This window comes from Enterobacter cloacae complex sp. AR_0002 (assembly GCF_001922365.1).
Lineage (GTDB): Bacteria > Pseudomonadota > Gammaproteobacteria > Enterobacterales > Enterobacteriaceae > Enterobacter > Enterobacter hormaechei_C.
In genome coordinates this window covers 2,780,073-2,803,001 of the sequence record NZ_CP018814.1, presented here as the reverse complement: position 1 = coordinate 2,803,001, position 22,929 = coordinate 2,780,073, and the positions used below count along the sequence as shown (strand labels likewise).

The 22,929-nt window shown below is 54.9% G+C and carries 16 protein-coding genes; 7 read left to right on the top strand and 9 right to left on the bottom strand.

The genetic code is table 11. From position 1 onward, the window contains the following. Positions 1 to 306: 306 nt before the first annotated feature. The 3 genes from carA (at position 307) to AM329_RS13745 (ending at position 5,072) form a co-directional block, all read left to right on the top strand. Positions 307 to 1,455, top strand: coding sequence for a glutamine-hydrolyzing carbamoyl-phosphate synthase small subunit (gene carA, locus AM329_RS13755; RefSeq protein WP_032608475.1), 1,149 nt, complete (start codon positions 307 to 309; stop codon positions 1,453 to 1,455). An 18-nt stretch (positions 1,456 to 1,473) separates the two neighbouring features. Continuing rightward, entirely contained in the window at positions 1,474 to 4,698 is a 3,225-nt protein-coding gene (gene carB, locus AM329_RS13750; protein WP_023315370.1) for a carbamoyl-phosphate synthase large subunit, read from the top strand. A 140-nt stretch (positions 4,699 to 4,838) separates the two neighbouring features. After that, on the top strand, positions 4,839 to 5,072 hold the full coding sequence (locus AM329_RS13745; RefSeq protein WP_003856439.1) for a YgdI/YgdR family lipoprotein: 234 nt from the start codon (positions 4,839 to 4,841) through the stop codon (positions 5,070 to 5,072). A gap of 48 nt (positions 5,073 to 5,120) precedes the next feature. Here AM329_RS13745 and AM329_RS13740 read toward each other — a convergent pair whose 3' ends face one another. Further along, positions 5,121 to 8,096, bottom strand: coding sequence for an autotransporter outer membrane beta-barrel domain-containing protein (locus tag AM329_RS13740; RefSeq protein WP_077870391.1), 2,976 nt, complete (start codon positions 8,094 to 8,096; stop codon positions 5,121 to 5,123). 374 nt (positions 8,097 to 8,470) lie between these two features. Between AM329_RS13740 and kefF the strand changes: the two genes are divergently transcribed. From kefF to folA, 3 genes are all read left to right on the top strand, one after another. Continuing rightward, entirely contained in the window at positions 8,471 to 9,001 is a 531-nt protein-coding gene (gene kefF, locus AM329_RS13735) for a glutathione-regulated potassium-efflux system oxidoreductase KefF (RefSeq protein ID WP_032608477.1), read from the top strand. Continuing rightward, entirely contained in the window at positions 8,994 to 10,859 is a 1,866-nt protein-coding gene (kefC, locus tag AM329_RS13730) for a glutathione-regulated potassium-efflux system protein KefC (protein ID WP_003856433.1), read from the top strand. The genes kefF and kefC overlap by 8 nt, the downstream gene beginning before the upstream one ends. Before the next feature lie 114 nt (positions 10,860 to 10,973). Next, positions 10,974 to 11,453: a type 3 dihydrofolate reductase gene (gene folA, locus AM329_RS13720; protein WP_032608478.1), complete on the top strand. Its 480-nt coding sequence runs from the start codon at positions 10,974 to 10,976 to the stop codon at positions 11,451 to 11,453. 39 nt (positions 11,454 to 11,492) lie between these two features. Here folA and apaH read toward each other — a convergent pair whose 3' ends face one another. Genes apaH through lptD form a run of 6 tightly spaced genes read right to left on the bottom strand, consistent with a single transcriptional unit; the run spans position 11,493 to position 18,222 of the window. After that, entirely contained in the window at positions 11,493 to 12,341 is an 849-nt protein-coding gene (gene apaH, locus AM329_RS13715) for a bis(5'-nucleosyl)-tetraphosphatase (symmetrical) ApaH (protein ID WP_023324139.1), read from the bottom strand. Between the two features lie 4 nt (positions 12,342 to 12,345). Then, entirely contained in the window at positions 12,346 to 12,723 is a 378-nt protein-coding gene (apaG, locus tag AM329_RS13710; protein ID WP_003856425.1) for a Co2+/Mg2+ efflux protein ApaG, read from the bottom strand. Between the two features lie 3 nt (positions 12,724 to 12,726). Then, a complete protein-coding gene (rsmA, locus tag AM329_RS13705) occupies positions 12,727 to 13,548 on the bottom strand; it encodes a 16S rRNA (adenine(1518)-N(6)/adenine(1519)-N(6))-dimethyltransferase RsmA (RefSeq protein WP_003856423.1) in 822 nt (273 codons plus the stop codon). Continuing rightward, positions 13,545 to 14,531: a 4-hydroxythreonine-4-phosphate dehydrogenase PdxA gene (gene pdxA, locus AM329_RS13700; RefSeq protein ID WP_003856419.1), complete on the bottom strand. Its 987-nt coding sequence runs from the start codon at positions 14,529 to 14,531 to the stop codon at positions 13,545 to 13,547. The genes rsmA and pdxA overlap by 4 nt, the downstream gene beginning before the upstream one ends. Beyond that, on the bottom strand, positions 14,531 to 15,817 hold the full coding sequence (gene surA, locus AM329_RS13695; RefSeq protein WP_032608479.1) for a peptidylprolyl isomerase SurA: 1,287 nt from the start codon (positions 15,815 to 15,817) through the stop codon (positions 14,531 to 14,533). Before surA ends, pdxA begins: the two co-directional genes overlap by 1 nt. A gap of 53 nt (positions 15,818 to 15,870) precedes the next feature. Beyond that, positions 15,871 to 18,222 carry an LPS assembly protein LptD gene (gene lptD / locus AM329_RS13690; RefSeq protein WP_006810140.1) on the bottom strand — a complete coding sequence of 784 codons (2,352 nt, stop codon included), beginning with the start codon at positions 18,220 to 18,222 and terminating at the stop codon, positions 15,871 to 15,873. Positions 18,223 to 18,461: 239 nt separating this feature from the next. On the opposite strand from lptD, the gene djlA reads away from it, so the two are divergent. After that, positions 18,462 to 19,277 (top strand): co-chaperone DjlA, encoded by an 816-nt coding sequence (djlA, locus tag AM329_RS13685; RefSeq protein WP_023315375.1) that lies wholly within the window; start codon positions 18,462 to 18,464, stop codon positions 19,275 to 19,277. Positions 19,278 to 19,307: 30 nt separating this feature from the next. On the opposite strand, the gene rluA is transcribed toward djlA, so the two are convergent. Further along, positions 19,308 to 19,967 (bottom strand): bifunctional tRNA pseudouridine(32) synthase/23S rRNA pseudouridine(746) synthase RluA, encoded by a 660-nt coding sequence (gene rluA / locus AM329_RS13680; RefSeq protein WP_003856412.1) that lies wholly within the window; start codon positions 19,965 to 19,967, stop codon positions 19,308 to 19,310. Positions 19,968 to 19,979: 12 nt separating this feature from the next. Next, complete coding sequence (rapA, locus tag AM329_RS13675; RefSeq protein WP_032608482.1) at positions 19,980 to 22,886, bottom strand: RNA polymerase-associated protein RapA; 2,907 nt, start codon at positions 22,884 to 22,886, stop codon at positions 19,980 to 19,982. Between the last annotated feature and the right edge of the window lie 43 nt (positions 22,887 to 22,929).

Sequence of the window (22,929 nt, the reverse complement as noted above, 5' to 3'; positions counted from 1 at the left end):
AATATATGTAAATTTTGACCATCTGGTCCACTTTTTGTCATCCACCTCCTTAAAATTCTAACAAACCTGTCGCGCAAGCGTTTTCCGGAATGATTTACCTGATCTTTTTGCCCATTAAATCCCATTCCAGATGCCAGACTTGCAAAAGAATAAACAAAACTCCCGTTTTAAGTTGACTTTTACATGGCAAATCCCCAGAATGCCGCCGTTTGCCAAAAATCCGCTGGCAACACATTTGCATTGATCCATGACATGGTTATGAATTAATATGCAAATAAAGTGAGTGAATATTCTCTGGAGGGTGTTTTGATTAAGTCAGCGCTATTGGTTCTGGAAGACGGAACCCAGTTTATCGGTCGGGCCATAGGGGCAACGGGTTCGGCGGTTGGGGAAGTCGTTTTCAATACTTCAATGACCGGTTATCAAGAAATCCTCACTGATCCTTCCTATTCTCGCCAAATCGTTACTCTTACTTATCCTCATATCGGCAATGTCGGCACCAATGCGGCTGACGAAGAATCCTCTCAGGTACATGCGCAAGGCCTGGTCATTCGCGACCTGCCGCTGATTGCCAGCAACTTCCGCAACACCGAAGACCTCTCTTCTTACCTGAAGCGCCATAACATTGTGGCGATTGCCGATATCGATACCCGTAAGCTGACGCGTCTGCTGCGCGAGAAGGGCGCACAAAACGGTTGTATCATCGCAGGGGATAACCTCGATGCGACGCTGGCGCTGGAAAAAGCGAAAGCCTTCCCGGGTCTGAACGGTATGGACCTGGCGAAAGAAGTGACCACGGCGGAAGCCTACAGCTGGACGCAGGGTAGCTGGACGCTGGAAGGCGACCTGCCGGAAGCGAAACCGGAAAGCGAGCTGCCGTTCCACGTGGTGGCCTACGATTTTGGCGCCAAGCGCAACATCCTGCGTATGCTGGTTGACCGTGGCTGCCGCCTGACGGTCGTCCCGGCACAAACGTCTGCGGAAGATGTTCTGAAGATGAACCCGGACGGCATCTTCCTCTCTAACGGTCCTGGCGACCCGGCGCCGTGCGACTACGCTATCGACGCCATCAAGTCCTTCCTTGAAACCGATATCCCGGTATTCGGCATCTGTCTCGGCCATCAGCTGCTGGCACTGGCGAGCGGAGCGAACACCGTCAAGATGAAGTTCGGCCACCACGGTGGTAACCACCCGGTGAAAGATATCGACAACAACACGGTGATGATCACCGCGCAGAACCACGGCTTCGCTGTGGATGAAGCGACGATGCCGGCTAACCTGCGCGTGACGCACAAATCACTGTTCGATGGTACCTTGCAGGGTATCCATCGTACCGATAAGCCTGCGTTCAGCTTCCAGGGCCACCCTGAAGCCAGCCCGGGCCCACACGATGCCGCACCGCTGTTCGATCACTTCATCGAACTTATTGAGCAATACCGTAAGATCGCTAAATAATCAGGAGCTGAGAAGACCATGCCAAAACGTACAGACATAAAAAGCATCCTGATCCTTGGCGCTGGCCCGATTGTCATCGGCCAGGCCTGTGAATTTGACTACTCTGGCGCGCAGGCGTGTAAAGCCCTGCGTGAAGAGGGTTACCGCGTCATTCTGGTGAACTCTAACCCGGCCACCATCATGACCGACCCGGAAATGGCGGATGCGACCTACATCGAGCCAATTCACTGGGAAGTGGTACGCAAAATTATCGAGAAAGAGCGTCCGGACGCGGTGCTGCCGACCATGGGCGGCCAGACGGCGCTGAACTGTGCGCTGGAGCTGGAGCGTCAGGGCGTGCTGGAAGAGTTCGGCGTGACCATGATCGGTGCGACCGCCGACGCGATTGATAAAGCAGAAGACCGTCGCCGCTTCGACGTGGCAATGAAAAAAATTGGCCTTGATACCGCGCGTTCCGGTATCGCGCACAATATGGAAGAAGCGCTGGCCGTTGCGGCTGAAGTGGGCTATCCGTGCATCATCCGTCCATCGTTCACCATGGGCGGCACCGGCGGCGGCATTGCCTACAACCGCGAAGAGTTTGAAGAGATTTGTGAGCGCGGCCTGGATCTCTCCCCAACCAAAGAGCTGCTGATTGATGAATCGCTGATTGGCTGGAAAGAGTACGAGATGGAAGTGGTGCGTGATAAAAACGACAACTGCATCATCGTCTGCTCCATCGAAAACTTTGACGCGATGGGGATCCACACCGGCGACTCTATCACCGTTGCGCCAGCTCAGACGCTGACCGACAAAGAGTACCAAATCATGCGTAACGCCTCGATGGCGGTACTGCGTGAAATCGGCGTGGAAACCGGCGGCTCTAACGTGCAGTTCTCGGTGAACCCGAAAACCGGCCGTCTGATTGTTATCGAAATGAACCCGCGCGTGTCCCGTTCCTCCGCGCTGGCCTCCAAAGCCACCGGCTTCCCGATTGCGAAGGTGGCGGCGAAACTGGCGGTGGGTTACACCCTTGACGAGCTGATGAACGACATCACCGGTGGCCGCACCCCTGCGTCCTTCGAACCGTCCATCGACTACGTTGTGACTAAAATTCCTCGCTTTAACTTCGAGAAATTCGCCGGCGCCAACGACCGTCTGACCACCCAGATGAAATCTGTTGGTGAAGTCATGGCGATTGGCCGCACGCAGCAGGAATCCCTGCAAAAAGCGCTGCGTGGCCTGGAAGTGGGCGCGACCGGCTTTGACCCGAAAGTCAGCCTGGACGACCCGGAAGCGCTGACCAAAATCCGCCGTGAGCTGAAAGACGCGGGCGCAGAGCGTATCTGGTACATCGCCGATGCCTTCCGCGCGGGCCTGTCCGTCGACGGTGTATTTAACCTGACTAACATTGACCGCTGGTTCCTGGTGCAGATTGAAGAGCTGGTGCGTCTGGAAGAGAAAGTGGCGGAGCTGGGCATCAACGGCCTGGACGCTGACTTCCTGCGTATGCTGAAGCGTAAAGGCTTCGCCGATGCGCGTCTGGCTAAACTGGCGGGCGTGCGCGAAGCGGAGATCCGCAAGCTGCGCGACCAGTATGACCTGCATCCGGTTTACAAGCGCGTGGACACCTGTGCGGCAGAGTTCTCGACCGATACCGCGTACATGTACTCCACCTATGAAGACGAGTGCGAAGCGAACCCGTCCGTCGACCGCGACAAGATTATGGTGCTGGGCGGCGGCCCAAACCGTATCGGCCAGGGCATCGAGTTTGACTACTGCTGCGTACACGCCTCTCTGGCGCTGCGCGAAGACGGTTACGAGACCATCATGGTCAACTGTAACCCGGAAACCGTCTCGACCGACTACGATACCTCCGACCGCCTCTACTTCGAGCCGGTTACCCTGGAAGACGTGCTGGAAATCGTGCGCATCGAGAAGCCAAAAGGCGTGATCGTGCAGTACGGCGGCCAGACTCCGCTGAAGCTGGCGCGCGCGCTGGAAGCAGCAGGTGTACCGGTTATCGGCACCAGCCCGGATGCGATTGACCGTGCGGAAGACCGCGAGCGTTTCCAGCAGGCGGTTGACCGTCTCAAGCTGAAACAGCCGGCGAACGCCACCGTGACCGCGATTGAAATGGCCGTTGAGAAAGCGAAAGAGATCGGCTACCCGCTGGTGGTGCGTCCATCCTACGTACTGGGCGGCCGCGCGATGGAAATCGTCTACGACGAAGCGGACCTGCGTCGCTACTTCCAGACGGCGGTGAGCGTTTCCAACGATGCGCCAGTGCTGCTCGACCGCTTCCTCGACGACGCGGTTGAAGTCGACGTGGATGCCATCTGCGACGGCGAAATGGTGCTGATTGGCGGCATCATGGAGCACATCGAGCAGGCGGGCGTGCACTCGGGTGACTCCGCCTGTTCTCTGCCAGCGTATACCCTGAGCCAGGAGATTCAGGACGTGATGCGCCAGCAGGTGCAGAAGCTGGCCTTCGAGCTTCAGGTTCGCGGCCTGATGAACGTTCAGTTCGCGGTAAAAGACAACGAAGTCTATCTGATTGAAGTCAACCCGCGTGCGGCGCGTACCGTACCGTTTGTCTCTAAAGCGACCGGTATTCCGCTGGCGAAAGTGGCGGCGCGCGTGATGGCTGGCCAGACGCTGGCTCAGCAGGGCGTCACGAAAGAAATCATCCCGCCGTACTACTCGGTGAAAGAGGTGGTGCTGCCGTTCAACAAATTCCCGGGCGTTGACCCGCTGTTAGGGCCAGAGATGCGCTCTACCGGGGAAGTAATGGGCGTGGGCCGCACCTTCGCAGAAGCGTTTGCGAAAGCGCAGCTGGGCAGTAGCTCCACCATGAGAAAATCTGGCCGTGCGCTGCTCTCCGTTCGCGAAGGCGATAAAGAGCGCGTGGTTGACCTGGCCGCCAAGCTGCTGAAACAGGGCTTCGAGCTGGACGCCACTCACGGTACGGCGATTGTGTTGGGTGAAGCGGGTATCAACCCGCGTCTGGTGAACAAAGTGCATGAAGGTCGTCCGCACATTCAGGATCGTATCAAGAATGGCGAATATACCTACATCATCAACACCACCGCAGGACGCCAGGCGATTGAAGACTCCAAGCTGATTCGCCGCAGCGCGCTGCAATACAAAGTGCACTACGACACCACCCTGAACGGCGGTTTCGCAACAGCGATGGCGCTGAATGCGGATGCCACCGAGAAGGTGATTTCGGTGCAGGAAATGCACGCGCAGATTAGCAAGTAACCCCCATTGCCCGGTACCGTTCGGTTACCGGGCAATTTTCCCATCTTAAGAACCTTCTGGTTTTTCATCCGCTTTCAGTCAGTTAGCCTAAAATAGTTAGGTCGATAACGAAAATTCAACTGAGAGCAGGGGAAAACACCATGCAAAATAAACTACTGATCGCTTCCGTTCTGGCTGCCACCGCAATGTTCACCGTGGCGGGCTGTTCGTCCAATCAGGCCGTAAAAACCACCGATGGCAAAACGATTGTTACTGACGGGAAACCGCAGGTGGATGACGATACCGGTCTCGTATCGTACAAAAACGCCGAAACCGGTCAAACTGAACAGATTAACCGTGACCAGGTTAAATCAATGGGTGAGCTGGATAACTAAAAAAAAGCAGTGGCACATGCCACTGCTTTTTTGCTTCAGAATGATCGATTACCACCGATGGTTTAACAAAATATGACCGCCGTATGCGGCATAGCTGTTTTCACCCCATTCGCCGCTGGCTCGCAGGGAGATTGTCGTGGTTTCGTTCAGGTTGCCGGTTACGCCCAGCTCTAACTGACCACGATCTTCCGGCGTATCGTTGCTGACGGTCTCGTCGTTGAATGCCAGATCGTTTTGACCAGCACCTTTCAACCAGTTAACCGCGACGTACGGCTGCCAGGCCTTGACGTCCTTCTGCTGGAAGTAGCTTGCTTTAACGCCGAGACGACCAAAGACGCTGTCGTTGTCCAGGGTAGTGACGCGTACGCCGTCGCGATCGGTATGATTTTCCTGATCGAGATAGCTGTAGATCACCTGCGCCTGCGGCTCGATCTTCCAGGTACGTTCATTTTCAGACTGGATAACCCACGCGTGGCCGACTTCAACAGACGCGGCGAAACCTTCGCTATCGTAGTCTTCGTCGTTGCGGTTGCTGGTGACTTTGTTGTTATACCAGCTGTATGCGGCCCAGGTATCAACGTAGCTGCCCAGACGTAATTTCTGATCTTCCTGCCAGGTGGCGTAAAGCCCAACATTGAAACCATCAACCTTACCCTGAGCGTCACGCACGTTGTGCTTCGCATCAGAGTGGGTCTTCGCCTGGCCTGCACCGAACATCCCGCCAGCACGCAGGATACCGTTATCCATTGGCTTGCTCATGAAATCGCTGCCGACTTGCAGTACGGTCGTGGTGGTGTCATAGCTGACTTTATCGCCACCCGCATCGTTCTCGTGATAGCGACCCTTAACGTACATCCAGGTGTTCAGGTCGTCTTCATTGCGGAAGGTGATCTGGTCGCGATCGTCACGTTTATGCAGGAACATGCCCTGTGCGGCAAGGTAGTTGCCTAAGTAAGCACCCACTTCAGGCGCCATGACTTCCGGCGCATTGTTACCGCCGTTGTCAGTGCTACCGCCGTTGTCGGTGTTGCCGCCGTTGTCAGTGTTACCGCCGTTGTCGGTGTTACCGCCGTTGTCGGTGTTGCCGCCGTTGTCAGTGTTACCGCCGTTATCGGTGTTGCCGCCGTTGTCGGTGTTACCGCCGTTATCGGTGTTACCGCCGTTATCGGTGTTGCCGCCGTTATCGGTGTTGCCGCCATCATCGGTATTTCCACCGTCATCGGTGTCGTCAGAAGGATCATCAGAAGGCGTCGCCTTTGATTCCAGATACCAGTTGCCGTCACTGTGCTGGTAGAGGTTATATTCCCAGGCGCCTGCGACGACCGGTTTTGCCAGCGTCAGTTGGGCTTCGGAACTGCCGCCGATGCTGACAATTTCCATACCGTTAATGGTTTGCGCGCCTGCGCCGCCAATGTTGGTAATGCTGACGCCGGACTGACCGAAGCTGCTGCCCGTAATAGTGAGGTGGTCAGTTGGTGAATTATCTTCACCCAGGGTGCTGTTCATCACAATCTGGCTACCGTCAGAGCCGGTGTAGTCGCCATTAATCGTAAAATTATTGCCAACGCTATTATCAGCCGCACTGAGTAACAGCGTACCACCATTAGTCACGTTGCCGTTGATGGTATCGACGCCGGAAGCGCTGAGCGTGGAGTTACCCTGGACGGCATTCCATGCCGCCAGCGTACCGCCGCTAAGAACCGCGATGTTGTTGTTCACTTCGCCTGCGGTGGCAAAGGTCGCGCCATTTTCAACGGTAACAGTGGCGTTACTGTCCTTGACGCCGAGCGTTGCGCCGGTGGAGACCAGCGTGGTGCCGCCGTGCAGAACCGTATCCCCTGTGTAGCTATTTTTGCCCGTCAGGGTCAGGGTGTTGGAGTCTACTTTTTCGACGTTACCGCTACCGGTCATGTCGGTGGCGAAAGTGAAATCGCTACCCTGATTGAAAATGACGGTACCGTTGTTGGTGATCCCACCGCTGAGCGTCGCAGTTTTTTCGCCATCGCCCAGTTGCAGCGAGGCGTCTTTGGCCACCCGCGTATTACCGGTGTTGGATACTTCGCCCGCCAGGGTTAACGCGCCCTTGTCTATCATCAAGGAGTCGCCAGAGCCAATAATGTCAATATCGCCCGACAGCGCCCAGTTTTCGCCGTTCATTGTGACGCTGGCAAAACCGTCCCCTTCATTCAGACCCACAAAATTGCTGTCTTCTGTACCGGTGCCGATCAGAGTGAGGGTGTTTCCCGTGGAATTGGTGGAAATAACGTCACCGACAAGGACGGAACCCGTATCAAGCACCAGCGTGTTATTTTTATTGCTGGCAAACATTATAGCGGCTGTATTACCACTAATCGTTCCGCTATTCTTGATATCCAATTTTGCAGTATCTTTTACATTGATACCGTTCTCGGTTCCCTGCACAAGGGCATTGTTAGTAAGCTTGGTGTTGCCATTAGTTGCCGTAATAGCATCACCATTTGTACCGATAATTGCGCCACTGTTATTAATGCCAATACCATACCGAGTACTTAGACCCGTTTTTCCTTTTATCATTCCGGTGCTGGTATTGATAATGTTTACTGCGGAAGAGTTTTCGCCGACAAACATGCCATTTTCCGCACCGATAATATTTCCACTGTTATTAAAATCACCGAGCATTGACTGAATATTAACAGCATTCGCGGTGGTGGAGGAAATGGTTGCACCGATGTCGTTATTAATTAAAATGCGCTGTTCACCAGTATTAATATCCAGGCCATTTCCCGTGCCAGAAATATTGCCATAATTAGTGGTAGTAGTGGTAGTAAACCCAGTGACAGACACCGCCGCTTCACTACCCGCGGAGGATATCGTCACGTCTTTATTAATAACATATTCAGCATCGGCTGAAAAATCTTGAGGGACAGAGGTTGATTGATCAATGATTGCAGAAAATGCAACCGCGGGGGTGCATATCAACAAAGCAGGAAATATCTTCCCTAGAGTTTTGGTTGTATTATTTAATTTGAAGAATTTTTTGCTCATGTACACATCCATTTGAGTGAGAAGGAACATCAGATAACGTGTGTAAAACGTATATTGACTATCTTTAAGGTTGAGCTCAAAACAAAAAAGCATAAAATTATTATTTTTTCAATGAGTTATGTACAGGTTGATTTATTAAAATATGACTTAAGATAATCTAAAAATATTCGTTAAAAATATGAGTCTGCATAATCATTTTGCAGGGTTAATTCGTCGCTAGCGTGGTGCTCCTTCTTTCGCGTCAGTCGCGTTTGTATGGCGACAAAGGTTGCCAATCCTTGCGATTTACTTTGAAGCGGTCGTTAGCCTCTTTCAGTTGGGGGGGGAACTGTCTACACTCATTGCTACAAGAAAAGCAGAAGACAGGCATATTCATGGTTCTGATAATTTATGCGCACCCCTATCCGCAGCATTCGCATGCGAATAAGCGGATGCTTGAGCAGACAAGGACGCTCGAAAACGTAGAGATACGTTCCCTCTATCAACTCTATCCTGATTTTAATATCGATGTCGCCGCCGAACAGGAGGCGCTCTCTCGTGCCGATTTGATCGTCTGGCAGCATCCGATGCAGTGGTACAGCACCCCTCCGCTGCTGAAATTGTGGATCGACAAAGTTTTCTCCCACGGTTGGGCATACGGACACAACGGCAACGCGCTTCATGGCAAAAGCCTGATGTGGGCTGTTACCACCGGCGGGGGGGAAAGCCATTTTGAGATTGGCGCCTTCCCCGGATTTGACGTGCTGGCGCAGCCGCTCCAGGCTACTGCCCTTTACTGCGGTCTGAACTGGCTTCCGCCTTTTGCGATGCACTGTACCTTTGTCTGCGACGATGAAACCTTGCAGGCGCAGGCTCGTCACTACAAACAACGCTTACTTGAGTGGCAGGAGACGCACAATGGATAGCCATACGCTGATACAGGCGCTGATTTATCTTGGCGCGGCGGCATTAATTGTGCCCGTGGCGGTTCGTCTGGGGCTGGGCTCGGTGCTCGGCTATCTGATTGCCGGGTGTGTAATTGGCCCCTGGGGTTTTCGGCTGGTGACGGATGCCGAGTCGATCCTGCATTTTGCGGAGATCGGCGTGGTGCTTATGCTGTTCGTGATTGGCCTGGAGTTGGATCCGCAGCGGCTGTGGAAACTGCGCGCCTCGGTGTTTGGCGGAGGTGCTCTGCAAATGCTGGCCTGCGGTCTGCTGTTGGGCGGGTTCTGCATTCTGCTCGGGATGGAGTGGAAAGTTGCGGAGTTGATCGGCATGACGCTGGCGCTCTCCTCGACGGCTATTGCCATGCAGGCTATGAACGAGCGTAACCTGACGGTGTCGCAAATGGGGCGCAGCACCTTCTCCGTACTGTTGTTCCAGGATATTGCCGCCATCCCGCTGGTGGCGATGATCCCGCTGCTGGCAACCAGCGGCGCATCAACGACGCTGGGGGCATTTGCCTTATCAGCGCTGAAGGTTGTTGGTGCGCTGGCGCTGGTTGTTCTGCTTGGTCGCTACGTAACGCGTCCGCTGCTGCGCTTTGTTGCTCGCTCTGGCCTGCGCGAAGTCTTCAGCGCCGTTGCGTTATTCCTGGTGTTTGGTTTTGGATTGCTGCTTGAAGAGGCCGGGCTGTCGATGGCAATGGGCGCCTTCCTCGCGGGGGTCTTACTGGCTAGCTCCGAATACCGTCACGCGCTGGAAAGCGATATCGAGCCGTTTAAAGGATTGCTGCTGGGGCTGTTTTTCATCGGCGTCGGGATGTCTATCGACTTCGGGACGCTGGTGACCCATCCGCTGCGCATCATCATTCTGCTGGTAGGTTTCCTGGTCATTAAAATGGCGATGCTGTGGCTGATCGCCCGCCCGTTAAACGTGCCAAAACCGCAGCGCCGCTGGTTTGCCGTGCTGCTGGGGCAGGGGAGTGAGTTTGCTTTCGTGGTCTTTGGCGCAGCGCAGATGGCAAATGTACTCGATCCGGAATGGGCAAAAGCGCTGACGCTGGCGGTTGCGCTGTCGATGGCCGCAACGCCGATCCTGCTGGTGTTGCTGACGCGTCTGGAAAAAACGGGAAGCGAACAGGAACGAGAAGCCGATGAGATCGACGAGGAGCAGCCGCGGGTGATCATCGCCGGATTTGGCCGCTTCGGGCAGATTACCGGCCGTTTACTGCTCTCCAGCGGAGTCAAAATGGTTATCCTCGATCACGATCCTGACCATGTGGATACGCTGCGTAAATTCGATATGAAAGTATTTTACGGTGATGCGACCCGGGTTGATCTGCTGGAATCCGCCGGCGCGGCGAAGGCCGAGGTGCTGATTAACGCCATCGACGATCCAGAGACCAGTATGCAGATGGTTGAGCTGGTCAAAGAGCATTTTCCGCATCTGACCATTATCTCTCGTGCGCGCGATGTGGATCATTACATCCAGCTCCGTCAGGCGGGTGTGGCAGCCCCTGAACGTGAAACCTTCGAAGGGGCGCTCAAATCTGGCCGCATGGCGCTTGAAAGCCTGGGACTTGGCGCGTATGAAGCGCGTGAGCGTGCCGATTTATTCCGCCGTTTTAACCATGAGATGGTGGAAGAGATGGTGGCGATGGCGAGCAGTACGGCAACCGAACGCGCTGCGGTGTTTAAACGCACCAGCACCATGCTGACGGAGATCATCAACGAGGATCGTAATCACCTGTCGCTGGTTCAGCGCCACGGCTGGCAAGGAACGGAAGAGGGCAAGCATACCGGTGATCCTGAGGATGAACCGGAGAGTAAACCCTCTGCGTGAAGTGGAGTTGCCAGCAATATTAAAAAATTTCTAATTCTTTACCCTGCCGCCAGTCGACGAAAGATTAAGCTTTCCGTATAGTGGCGGCAATTTTTTGCATCCGGGAAATTTTCAATGATCAGTCTGATTGCAGCGCTGGCGGTAGACCGCGTTATCGGCATGGAAAACGCCATGCCGTGGAACCTGCCTGCCGATCTCGCATGGTTTAAACGTACTACGTTAAACAAGCCGGTAGTGATGGGCCGCCTGACCTGGGAGTCGATTGGTCGTCCATTGCCGGGTCGTAAGAATATTGTGATCAGTAGCCAGCCGGGCACTGACGATCGCGTGCAGTGGGTTAAGTCCGTTGATGAAGCCATTGCCGCCTGCGGCGATGCCGAAGAGATCATGGTGATCGGCGGCGGGCGTGTGTATGAGCAGTTCCTGCCAAAAGCGCAGAAACTGTATCTGACGCACATTGATGCGGAAGTGGAAGGGGATACCCATTTCCCGGATTACGATCCGGACGAGTGGGAGTCTGTATTCAGTGAGTTTCACGATGCGGATGAGCAAAACTCGCACAGCTACTGCTTCGAAATTCTGGAACGTCGTTAACGGTTTTATCCTCTCCTCGAAGGGAGAGGATAAACATCTTCAGGAGGCGACCGCCTCACCTTCGCCTAAGTCCAGCTGTCGGTTGGATGGCTGCACAAAGTAGGTCTTATCTTCCCAGCGTAAGCAGGTTAAATCCCCGCCCCAGCAGCATCCGGTGTCCAGCGCGTAGATATTTTCCGGGGTGCCTTTTCCTTCCAGCGATGCCCAGTGCCCAAATACCACGCTATATTCGTTTGTCACGGGGCCCGGAATGGCAAACCACGGCTTAAGCGGCGCAGGCGCATTTTCCGGCGTATCTTTGCAATACATATCCAGCTGTCCGTTCGGGAAGCAGTAGCGCATGCGCGTAAAGGCATTGGTGATAAAACGCAGTCGCGCCAGGCCGCTGAGATCATCACTCCAGTTATTTGGCATGTCGCCGTACATCGCATCGAGGAAGAACGGGTAGGAGTCGCTCGCCAGCACCGCTTCGGTGTCGCGCGCGCAGGTTTTTGCCGTCTCAAGATCCCACTGAGGCGTGATGCCGGCATGCGCCATCACCAGTTTTTTTTCTTCGTCAATCTGTAGCAGCGGCTGGCGACGCAGCCAGTTGAGCAACTCATCGGCATCCGGCGCTTCCAGCAGGGGGGTAATGCGATCTTTCGGCTTATTACGGCTGATCCCGGCGTATACGGCCAGCAGATGCAGATCGTGGTTGCCCAGCACCATGCGCACGCTGTCGCCCAGCGATTTGACATAGCGGAGGACGTCCAGGGAACCGGGACCGCGCGCCACTAAGTCGCCCGTCAGCCAGAGCGTATCCTGCCCGGGGGTGAAGTCGACCTGTTTTAATAATGCGATCAGTTCATCGTAGCAACCGTGAACGTCGCCAATCAGATATGTAGACATTAGATTAATGAATAAGTGTAGGTACGGCGAGACGGAATACGGGAATAGCAATGCGGAAAGCATTACCGTCGGCATCGACCATTTCGTAATGGCCCTGCATGGTACCCAGCGGAGTTTCAATTACCGCGCCGCTGGTGTACTGATACTCTTCGCCAGGGGCGATATGGGGTTGTTCACCCACCACACCTTCGCCCTGGACTTCAATTTCACGGCCATTGCCGTTGGTGATAAGCCAGTAGCGCCCGAGCAGTTGCACAGGCATCCGCCCCAGATTGCGAATGGTTACGGTATAAGCAAAGACAAAACGTTCTTCATCCGGTGTGGATTGGGACTCAATGTAGACGCTTTGAACCTGAACACAGACGCGGGGCGAATCAATCATGGCTTAGCTCTCCTTCGGCGGCGCATTGTCGCTGATGTAATTAGCCAGCTTGCAGTACTGCTCTACGGAAATATTTTCCGCACGCATTGCCGGGTCGATGCCCAACTCAGCTAATACGTCAACGGTAAACAGATTGCCAAGGCTGTTACGAATCGTTTTACGGCGCTGGTTAAAGGCTTCTGTCGTGATACGGCTCAGCACGCGCAGGTCTTTGACCGGGTACGGCATCGTTTTGTGCGGCACCAGGCGCACAACCGCAGAATCTACCTTTGGCGGTGGCGTGAATGCGGAAGGCGGTACTTCTAATACCGGGATCACGTTGCAGTAATATTGCGCCATCACGCTTAAACGACCATACGCTTTACTGTTCGGCCCTGCAACCAGACGGTTAACGACCTCTTTTTGCAACATGAAGTGCATGTCGGCAATGGCATCAGTATAGCTAAACAGATGGAACATCAGCGGGGTGGAGATGTTGTACGGCAGGTTACCGAACACGCGCAGCGGCTGTCCCATTTTTTCTGACAGTTCGCCAAAGTTCATGGTCATCGCATCCTGCTGATAAATCGTCAGCTTCGGCCCGAGGAACGGGTGCGTTTGCAGACGCGCGGCCAGATCGCGGTCGAGTTCGATAACGGTCAGTTCGTCGAGGCGTTCGCCTACCGGCTCGGTCAGCGCGGCAAGTCCCGGGCCGATTTCGACCATGGCCTGACCTTTCTGCGGATTAATGGCAGAAACGATACTGTCGATCACAAACTGATCGTTGAGGAAGTTTTGCCCGAAGCGTTTACGGGCTAAGTGGCCCTGATGGACTCGATTAGTCATTGAGTATTAACAATCATTTTGATGGCGAGATTAAGCGCCGTAATAAAACTGCCGACATCCGCTTTTCCCTGGCCTGCCAGATCCAGCGCAGTACCGTGGTCAACGGACGTTCGAATAAAGGGTAAACCGAGGGTGATATTCACCCCGCGGCCAAAGCCCTGGTATTTTAGCACGGGCAGACCCTGATCGTGGTACATCGCGAGTACGGCGTCGGCATTATCCAGGTATTTGGGCTGGAAAAGGGTGTCGGCAGGCAGAGGCCCGCTGAGGTTCATCCCCTTCGCCCGCATCTCCTCAAGCACTGGAATGATGGTGTCTATCTCTTCGGTGCCCATATGTCCGCCTTCACCCGCGTGCGGATTCAGGCCGCAAACCAGCACATGCGGCTGCGGAATGCCGAATTTGGTTTGCAGATCGTGATGCAAAATGCCAATGATCTCACGCAGGAGTTCAGGCGTAATGGCATCCGGAATGGCTTTGATCGGCAGGTGCGTTGTTACCAGCGCAACGCGCATTGCTTCGGTTGCCAGCATCATCACCACTTTCGGGCTGTGCGAACGCTCTTCGAAAAATTCCGTATGCCCGGTAAACGGAATGCCCGCGTCATTGATCACGCCTTTATGCACCGGACCGGTGATCAGGGCGGCAAATTCGCCCTGAAGGCAACCGTCACAGGCGCGCGCCAGCGTCTCGACAACGTAGTGGCCGTTTTCGGTGTGTAACTCGCCGGGGACAACAGGCGCACGGAGCGGAACAGAAAGCAGGGTGAGAGTACCAGACTGCTGCGGTGCGGGCTGTTGGCCTTCAACGTAAGGGAGGAGCGTTAAAGGCAGACCGAGCAAAGCTGCCCGGTCTTGTAACAGTGTTGCATCTGCACAGACAACCAACTCTACCGGCCAGCTGCGCTGGGCGAGCTGAACCACCAGGTCAGGCCCAATCCCGGCGGGTTCGCCGGGGGTGATCACAACACGATGCGGTTTCATCAGTTGCTCAACACTTTCACGTAAGCGCTGGCGCGTTGTTCCTGCATCCAGGTTGCGGCTTCTTCAGAGAACTTACGGTTAAACAGCATGCGATACGCGCGGTCTTTCTGCGCCGCGTCGGTTTTATCCACGTTGCGCGTGTCCATCAGCTGGATCAGATGCCAGCCGAAGGAAGAGTGTACCGGCGCGCTCATCTGGCCTTTATTCAGCTTCATTAACGCATCGCGGAAAGCCGGATCGTAAATATCAGCGGCCGCCCAACCCAGGTCACCGCCCTGGTTTGCAGAGCCAGGATCCTGAGAGAACTCTTTTGCTGCTTTATCGAAGGTGGTTTTACCGCTCTTGATGTCTGCGGCGATCTGTTCCAGCTTCGCACGGGCCTGATCGTCAGTCATGATCGGAGACGGCTTAAGCAGGATATGACGCGCATGCACTTCAGTAACCGAAATGTTCTGGCTCTGGCCGCGCAGGTCGTTCACTTTCAGAATGTGGAAGCCCACACCGGAACGGATTGGACCGACGATATCGCCTTTCTTCGCGGTGCTCAGCGCCTGGGCAAACAGGGATGGCAGCTCCTGAATACGCCCCCAGCCCATCTGGCCGCCTTTCAGCGCCTGCTGGTCAGCGGAATAGGTGATCGCCAGCTTGCCGAAGTCATCGCCATTACGCGCCTGCTCAACGATAGCGCGCGCCTGGCTTTCCGCCTCTGCCGCCTGATCGGAGGTTGGGTTTTCCGGCAGTGGGATCAGGATGTGGCTCAGGTTAAGCTCTGTGCTGGCATCATTCTGATTCCCCACCTGTTTTGCCAGGGCATCCACTTCCTGCGGCAGGATGGTGACGCGGCGACGGACTTCATTATTACGCACTTCTGAAATCAGCATCTCTTTACGGATCTGATTGCGGTAGGTGGCGTAGCTGATGCCGTCATAGGCGAGGCGGCTACGCATCTGGTTCGGGGTAATGTTGTTCTGCTTTGCAATGTTGGCGATCGCCTGATCGAGCTGCTCGTCAGAGATCTTCACACCCATTTTCTGGCCCATTTGCAGGACAATCTGATCCATGATCAGACGTTCCAGGATCTGGTGGCGCAGCGTAGCGTCATCCGGAAGTTGTTGACCTGCCTGGCCCGAGTTGAGCTTTACAGATTTCATCAAACCGTCAACGTCACTTTCAAGCACGACGCCGTTGTTAACCACAGCCGCGACTTTATCGACAACCTGTGGGGCCGCGAAGCTGGTATTCGCAACCATAGCGACACCGAGTAGCAGCGTTTTCCAGTTCTTCATACTTTTTCCATTTCAATTAACCGCAAAGCGGATTACGTTGTAAATCAAGCATATTACAATGAACTACGATACGGCAGAATGTTCGAGCGCAGCATCTGCTGCGTGCCCAGACCGTAGTTAGAACTCAGGCCGCGCAACTCGATATTAAAGCCAATCACGTTATCGTATTTGCCCTGACTGTTTTGCGTATCCCAACCGTTAAGTTTGCGTTCGTAACCGACACGTATTGCGTAACAGCAGGAGTTATATTGCAGACCCAGCATCTGGTCAGCAGGTTTTTGGGCATTCGTGTCATAGTAGTAGGCCCCGACGACTGACCAACGATCGGCAATCGGCCAGCTCGCGGCGGTACCCACCTGTGAAATACCGTCTTTGTATTGGTCTGTATTCGCATAGTTTGGCAGTGTCGCCTGGATATACTCCGGGCTGGCGTAACGGTACGTTAACTGCAACATGCGGTCTTCATCACGACGATATTCGATGGCAGCGCTGCCCGTCGCGATATTGTCCAGTCGTGTATCGTATTGAACACCACCGCGCAGACCCCAACGATCCGTCATGCGCCAGTAGGTGTCGCCTGCCCATACCAGTGAGCCCGTTTTGTTGTCTTTCTCCCAGTTAATGTCGTCATCACCGGTGCGAGACTCGGTGAAATAGTAGATTTGACCAACAGAAACGTTAAAACGTTCAACGGCAGCATCATCATATACGCGCGTTGTGACGCCGGTCGTTAACTGGTTAGCAGACGCAATACGGTCAAGGCCGCCGTAGGTACGGTCACGGAACAGGCCGCTGTAGTCTGATTGCAGGAAGGACGAGTCATAGTTTTGAATTTTGCTCTGATCGCGATAAGGCACATAAAGATACTGCATACGTGGCTCAAGCGTCTGGGTGTATCCATCCGCGAGAAGAGCCATATCACGTTCGAAAATCAGCTTCCCGTCCATTTTGAATTGCGGAAGCGTACGGTTTACCGATTCTTCAAGATCGGTGCCATAACGTTTGTTATACCAGTCCAGATTCTTCTGTTGGTAGTGGGTGGCCATCACTTTGGCTTCGGTATTCAGACTCGCCCAGTCGTTTGACCACGGCAGGTTGATCGTCGGCTCGATATGCAGACGCGTTGATTCCGGCATATCCGAGTTGGTGTTGACGAAATGGACCGCCTGAGCGTAAACGCGCGTGTCGAAAGGACCCACATCGTTCTGATACCAGTTCACGTCCAGCTGCGGCTCGGCACCATAGGTACTACGCGATTGCGTATCAAACACCTGGAACTGTTTGGTCGACACCGTCGCGTCAAAGTTCTCAATGGCGTAGCCCACGCTGAATTTCTGCGTGGCGTAACCGTCGGTACTGGAGCCGTATTTAGAATCAAAGTCGTTGAAGTAATACGGATCGCTGACTTTGGTGTAGTCGATGTTGAAGCGCCACACCTGATCCAATACCCCGGCGTGCTTCCAGTAGTACATCCAGCGGTGCTTATCACCTTCGCTCGGATGCTCGTCCTGGAAGACCTTATCTGATGGCAGATAATCAAATTCCATCAGACCCGCGCCCGCCTTGGTCAGATAGCGGAATTCGTTCTCCCACATGATGTTGCCGCGCTTATGGATATAGTGCGGCGTGATCGTGGCGTCCATGTTAGGCGCAATGTTCCAGTAGTACGGCAGGTAGAACTCAAAGTAGTTCGATGTGCTGTACTTGGCGTTCGGGATCAGGAAACCTGAACGACGTTTGTCACCCACGGGCAGTTGCAGGTAAGGACTATAGAAAATGGGCACCGGGCCGAGTTTAAAACGAGCGTTCCAGATCTCTGCAACCTGTTCTTCACGGTCGTGGATCACTTCACTGCCCACAACGCTCCAGGTATTTGACCCTGGCAAACAGGAGGTAAACGTGCCGTTTTCGAGAATGGTGTAGCGGTTTTCGCCGCGCTGCTTCATCAGGTCCGCGGTACCGCGCCCCTGACGACCGACCATCTGGTAATCACCTTCCCAGACGTTGGTGTCTTTGGTATTCAGATTCGACCAGGCTTTCGGACCTTTCAGGATGACCTGATTGTCGTCATAGTGCACATTACCCAGCGCATCCACCGTACGGACAGGCGCCTGAGCACCTTCCGGTTGCTTCTGGTGCAATTGCACTTCGTCAGCAAGCAGGCGACTGTTGCCCTGGTTAATATCGACATTGCCCGTAAAGGTTGCATTGTCAGGATAATTACCTTTTGCGCTGTCGGCATTAATGGTGACGGGTAAGTCATTCGTATCGCCTTTCACCAGTGGGCGATTGTAACTTGGGACGCCAAGCATACACTGCGAGGCGAGATCGGCTGCGAGCCCCTGTTGGCTATACAGGGCGGTGCCAATCATTGTGGCCAGAAGGGTGGGGATACGTTTTTTCATACGTTGTATTTTATTGTTCCGTCATCAGTGGCTACGGCTTACAAACGCTCAGAGACTATCTTACTCATCAGCGCAGTACCAGCGTTAATCCTGCCCGTTTGCGCGCCAGAGTGTTAGGCTCGCTATCGAATGACGAGTATGATAATGCAAATTATAGGCGATGTCCCTCAATTGACCGTGGCGCGACCACTGTAATGATGGCGTTGCGTCGGCCAGGAACATGACCATTCGGGGAGTATATGCAGTATTGGGGTAAAATAATCGGCGTTGCGTTCGCAATTATTATGGGTGCCGGATTCTGGGGTGTCGTTCTTGGCCTCATTATCGGCCATATGTTTGATAAAGCACGCAGCCGCAAAATGGCCTGGTTTGCCAACCAGCGCGAGCGCCAGTCACTCTTCTTCTCCACCACCTTCGAGGTGATGGGGCACTTAACCAAATCAAAAGGGCGCGTAACGGAAGCCGATATTCAGGTGGCCAGCGTCTTTATGGATCGCATGAATCTGCACGGCGAATCCCGCATCGCGGCGCAGAATGCGTTCCGGATTGGTAAATCAGATAACTACCCGCTGCGTGAAAAAATGCGGCAGTTCCGTAGCATCTGTTTCGGGCGTTTTGATTTAATTCGGATGTTTCTGGAAATTCAAATCCAGGCCGCCTTCGCGGATGGTTCTCTGCATCCGAATGAACGGGACGTTTTATATGTGATTGCCGAAGAGCTGGGCATTTCCCGCATGCAGTTCGACCAGTTCCTGCGTATGATGCAGGGCGGCGCGCAGTTTGGCGGTGGTTATCAGCAACAGCACTCCTCCGGCGGCTGGCAGCAGGCGCAGCGTGGCCCTACGCTTGAAGATGCCTGCAACGTCCTCGGCGTGAAGCCGTCTGACGATGTCACGACCATCAAACGCGCCTATCGTAAGCTGATGAGCGAGCACCATCCGGATAAGCTGGTGGCGAAAGGCCTGCCGCCAGAGATGATGGAGATGGCGAAGCAAAAAGCGCAGGAAATTCAGAAAGCCTACGAGCTGATTAAAGAGCAGAAAGGTTTTAAATAAAAAATGGCCCGACAGTGTCGGGCCATTTTTTCAGAAGTCTACCGGGGCTTTGAACGTCATGGCGTTGCCGAAAGCAGGGTGGGTAATGGTGAGCGTCTGCGCATGCAGTTGCAGGCGCGGCGCTAAGGCCAGCGCTTCTGGCGGCGCATAGAATCTGTCCCCCAGAATCGGGTGACCCATCGCAAGCATATGCACACGCAGCTGATGGGAGCGCCCGGTAATCGGCTTTAGCAGGACGCGCGCGGTGTTATCCGGCGCGTACTCCAGCACTTCATACTCGGTTTGCGCGGCCTTGCCGGTTTCATAACACACCTTCTGCTTTGGCCGGTTCGGCCAGTCGCAAATCAGCGGTAAATCCACCAGCCCTTCCGCCTGCGCCGGATGACCCCAGACGCGCGCGACATACTGCTTCTTCGGCTCGCGTTCGCGGAACTGACGCTTCAGCTCGCGTTCTGCCGCTTTATTCAGAGCCACCACAATCACGCCGCTGGTCGCCATATCCAGACGATGGACAGACTCGGCCTGGGGATAATCACGCTGGATACGCGTCATCACGCTGTCTTTATGCTCTTCCAGACGCCCCGGCACGGATAACAAGCCGCTCGGCTTGTTAACCACCATAATGTGCTCATCCTGATACAGAATGACCAGCCACGGATCCATCGGGGGATTGTAGGGCTCCATTACCATCTTGCGCTCCGCTTACTGATGCGTCACAACGATAAGACGCAGGGCGTCGAGACGCCACCCCGCCTGATTCAGGCTTTCCAGCACCTGCTGGCGATTGCTCTCAATAGCGGCCAGCTCATCGTCACGAATGTTCGGGTTCACCGCTTTCAACGCTTCCAGGCGCGACAGCTCGGCAGAAAGCTTCTCATCGGCTTCGCTACGCGCCGCATCGATCAGTTCTCTGGCCGCTTTTTCGGCCTGGGCTTCACCCAGTTGCAGAATGGCATGCACGTCCTGCTGCACCGCATTCACCAGCTTGCTGCCGGTATGGCGGTTCACCGCGCTCAGCTGACGGTTGAAGCTTTCAAACTCCACCTGACCGGCCAGGTTCGTACCGTTTTTATCCAGCAGCAGACGCACCGGGGTTGGCGGCAGGAAGCGGTTAAGCTGAAGCTGTTTCGGCGCCTGCGCTTCCACAACGTAGATCAGCTCCACCAGCAGCGTGCCCACAGGTAAGGCTTTGTTCTTCAACAGGGAGATGGTGCTGCTGCCGGTATCGCCTGAGAGGATCAGATCCAGGCCATTGCGGATGAGCGGGTGCTCCCAGGTGATGAACTGTGCGTCTTCGCGGGACAGCGCCACATCACGCTCAAAGGTGATGGTGCAGCCGTCTTCCGGCAGGCCCGGGAAATCCGGCACCAGCATATGATCGGACGGGGTCAGCACGATCATGTTCTCGCCGCGATCGTCCTGGTTAATGCCGACGATGTCGAACAGGTTCATGGAGAAGCTAATCAGGCTGGTGTCATCGTCCTGTTCTTCAATACTTTCGGCCAGCTGCTGCGCTTTTTCACCGCCGTTGGAGTGGATCTCCAGCAGGCGATCGCGCCCCTGCTCCAGCTGGGCTTTCAGCGCGTCGTGCTTCTCTCGACAGGATTTGATCAGCTCATCAAAGCCCTCGGTGTTTTCCGGCGCCGCAAGGTAACCGATCAGGTCTGCATGCACCTGATCGTAAATGGTGCGGCCGGTCGGGCAGGTATGTTCAAACGCATCCAGGCCTTCGTGGTACCAGCGAACCAGAACGGACTGGGCGGTTTTCTCCAGATACGGAACGTGGATCTGGATATCGTGCGCCTGACCGATACGATCCAGACGGCCGATACGCTGCTCAAGCAGATCCGGATTAAACGGCAGATCGAACATCACCAGATTGCTGGCGAACTGGAAGTTACGGCCTTCAGAACCGATTTCGGAGCACAGCAGAACCTGCGCGCCGCTGTCCTCTTCACTAAACCACGCCGCAGCGCGGTCGCGCTCGATAATAGACATGCCTTCATGGAACACGGCGGCGCGAATACCTTCGCGCTCGCGCAGCACTTGTTCAAGTTGCAGGGCGGTGGCTGCCTTGGCGCAGATCACCAGCACCTTCCGGGAACGGTGCGCGGTCAGATAACCCATCAACCACTCCACGCGCGGATCGAAGTTCCACCAGGTGCCAGTGTCGCCTTCAAATTCCTGATAAATCTGCTCCGGATAGAGCATGTCGCGCGCGCGATCTTCCGCAGATTTACGGGTGCCCATAATACCGGAGACTTTGATCGCCGTCTGGTACTGGGTCGGCAGCGGCAGTTTGATGGTGTGCAGTTCGCGTTTCGGGAAGCCTTTTACACCGTTACGGGTGTTACGGAACAGCACGCGGCTGGTGCCGTGGCGGTCCATCAGCATGTCGATCAGCTCTTTACGCGCAGATCCCGCATTATCGCTGTCGCTGTTCGCGGCCTGAAGCAGCGGCTCAATATCCTGCTCGCCGATAAGATCGCTGAGGGTGTTAAGTTCATCATTAGAGAGACGATTACCGGCCAGCAGCAGCGCGACGGCGTCCGCCACCGGACGATAGTTTTTCTGCTCTTCCACAAACTGCTCAAAATCGTGGAAACGGTTCGGATCGAGCAGGCGCAGACGGGCGAAGTGGCTCTCAAGACCCAGCTGCTCCGGGGTGGCGGTCAGAAGCAGAACACCCGGTACGCGCTCGGCAAGCTGCTCAATCGCCATGTATTCGCGGCTTGGCGCGTCCTCGCTCCAGACGAGGTGGTGTGCTTCGTCGACGACCATCAGATCCCATTCAGCGTCGCACAGATGCTCCAGGCGTTGCTTGCTGCGGCGCACGAAGTCCAGGGAACAAATGACCAACTGTTCGGTTTCAAACGGGTTCTCCGCGTCGTGCTGGGCTTCAGCATAGCGCTCGTCGTCGAACAGGGAGAAGCGCAGGTTAAAGCGGCGCAGCATCTCGACCAGCCACTGATGTTGCAGCGTTTCCGGCACCACAATCAGCACGCGCTCGGCAGCGCCAGAGAGCAGCTGCTGGTGCAGGATCATGCCTGCTTCGATGGTTTTACCCAGGCCCACTTCGTCAGCCAGCAGCACGCGAGGCGCATGGCGACGGCCCACGTCATGGGCGATATTCAGCTGATGGGGAATAAGGCTGGTACGCTGGCCGCGCAGGCCGCTCCACGGCATGCGGTACTGTTCACTCTGGAACTTACGCGCGCGGTAGCGCAGGGAGAAGCGATCCATTCGGTCGATTTGCCCGGCAAACAGACGGTCCTGCGGCTTGCTGAAAACCAGTTTGCTGTCGAGCAGCACTTCACGCAGGATAACATTCGTCTCGTCGGTATCAAGACGCGTACCGATGTAGGCGAGCAGTCCATTCTCTTCTTTTACGTCTTCAACCTTCAGCTGCCAGCCTTCGTGGCTGGTCACGGTGTCGCCCGGATTGAACATTACGCGGGTAACAGGGGAGTCATTGCGAGCGTACAGGCGGTTTTCACCGGTAGCAGGGAAAAGGAGGGTAACCATGCGCGCATCGACGGCAACGACGGTTCCTAATCCAAGTTCGCTTTCTGTATCGCTGATCCAGCGTTGACCAAGTGTAAAAGGCATAGTTGTTCGGCTCTAATCTTTAATTGCAGGCAATAGTTCGACC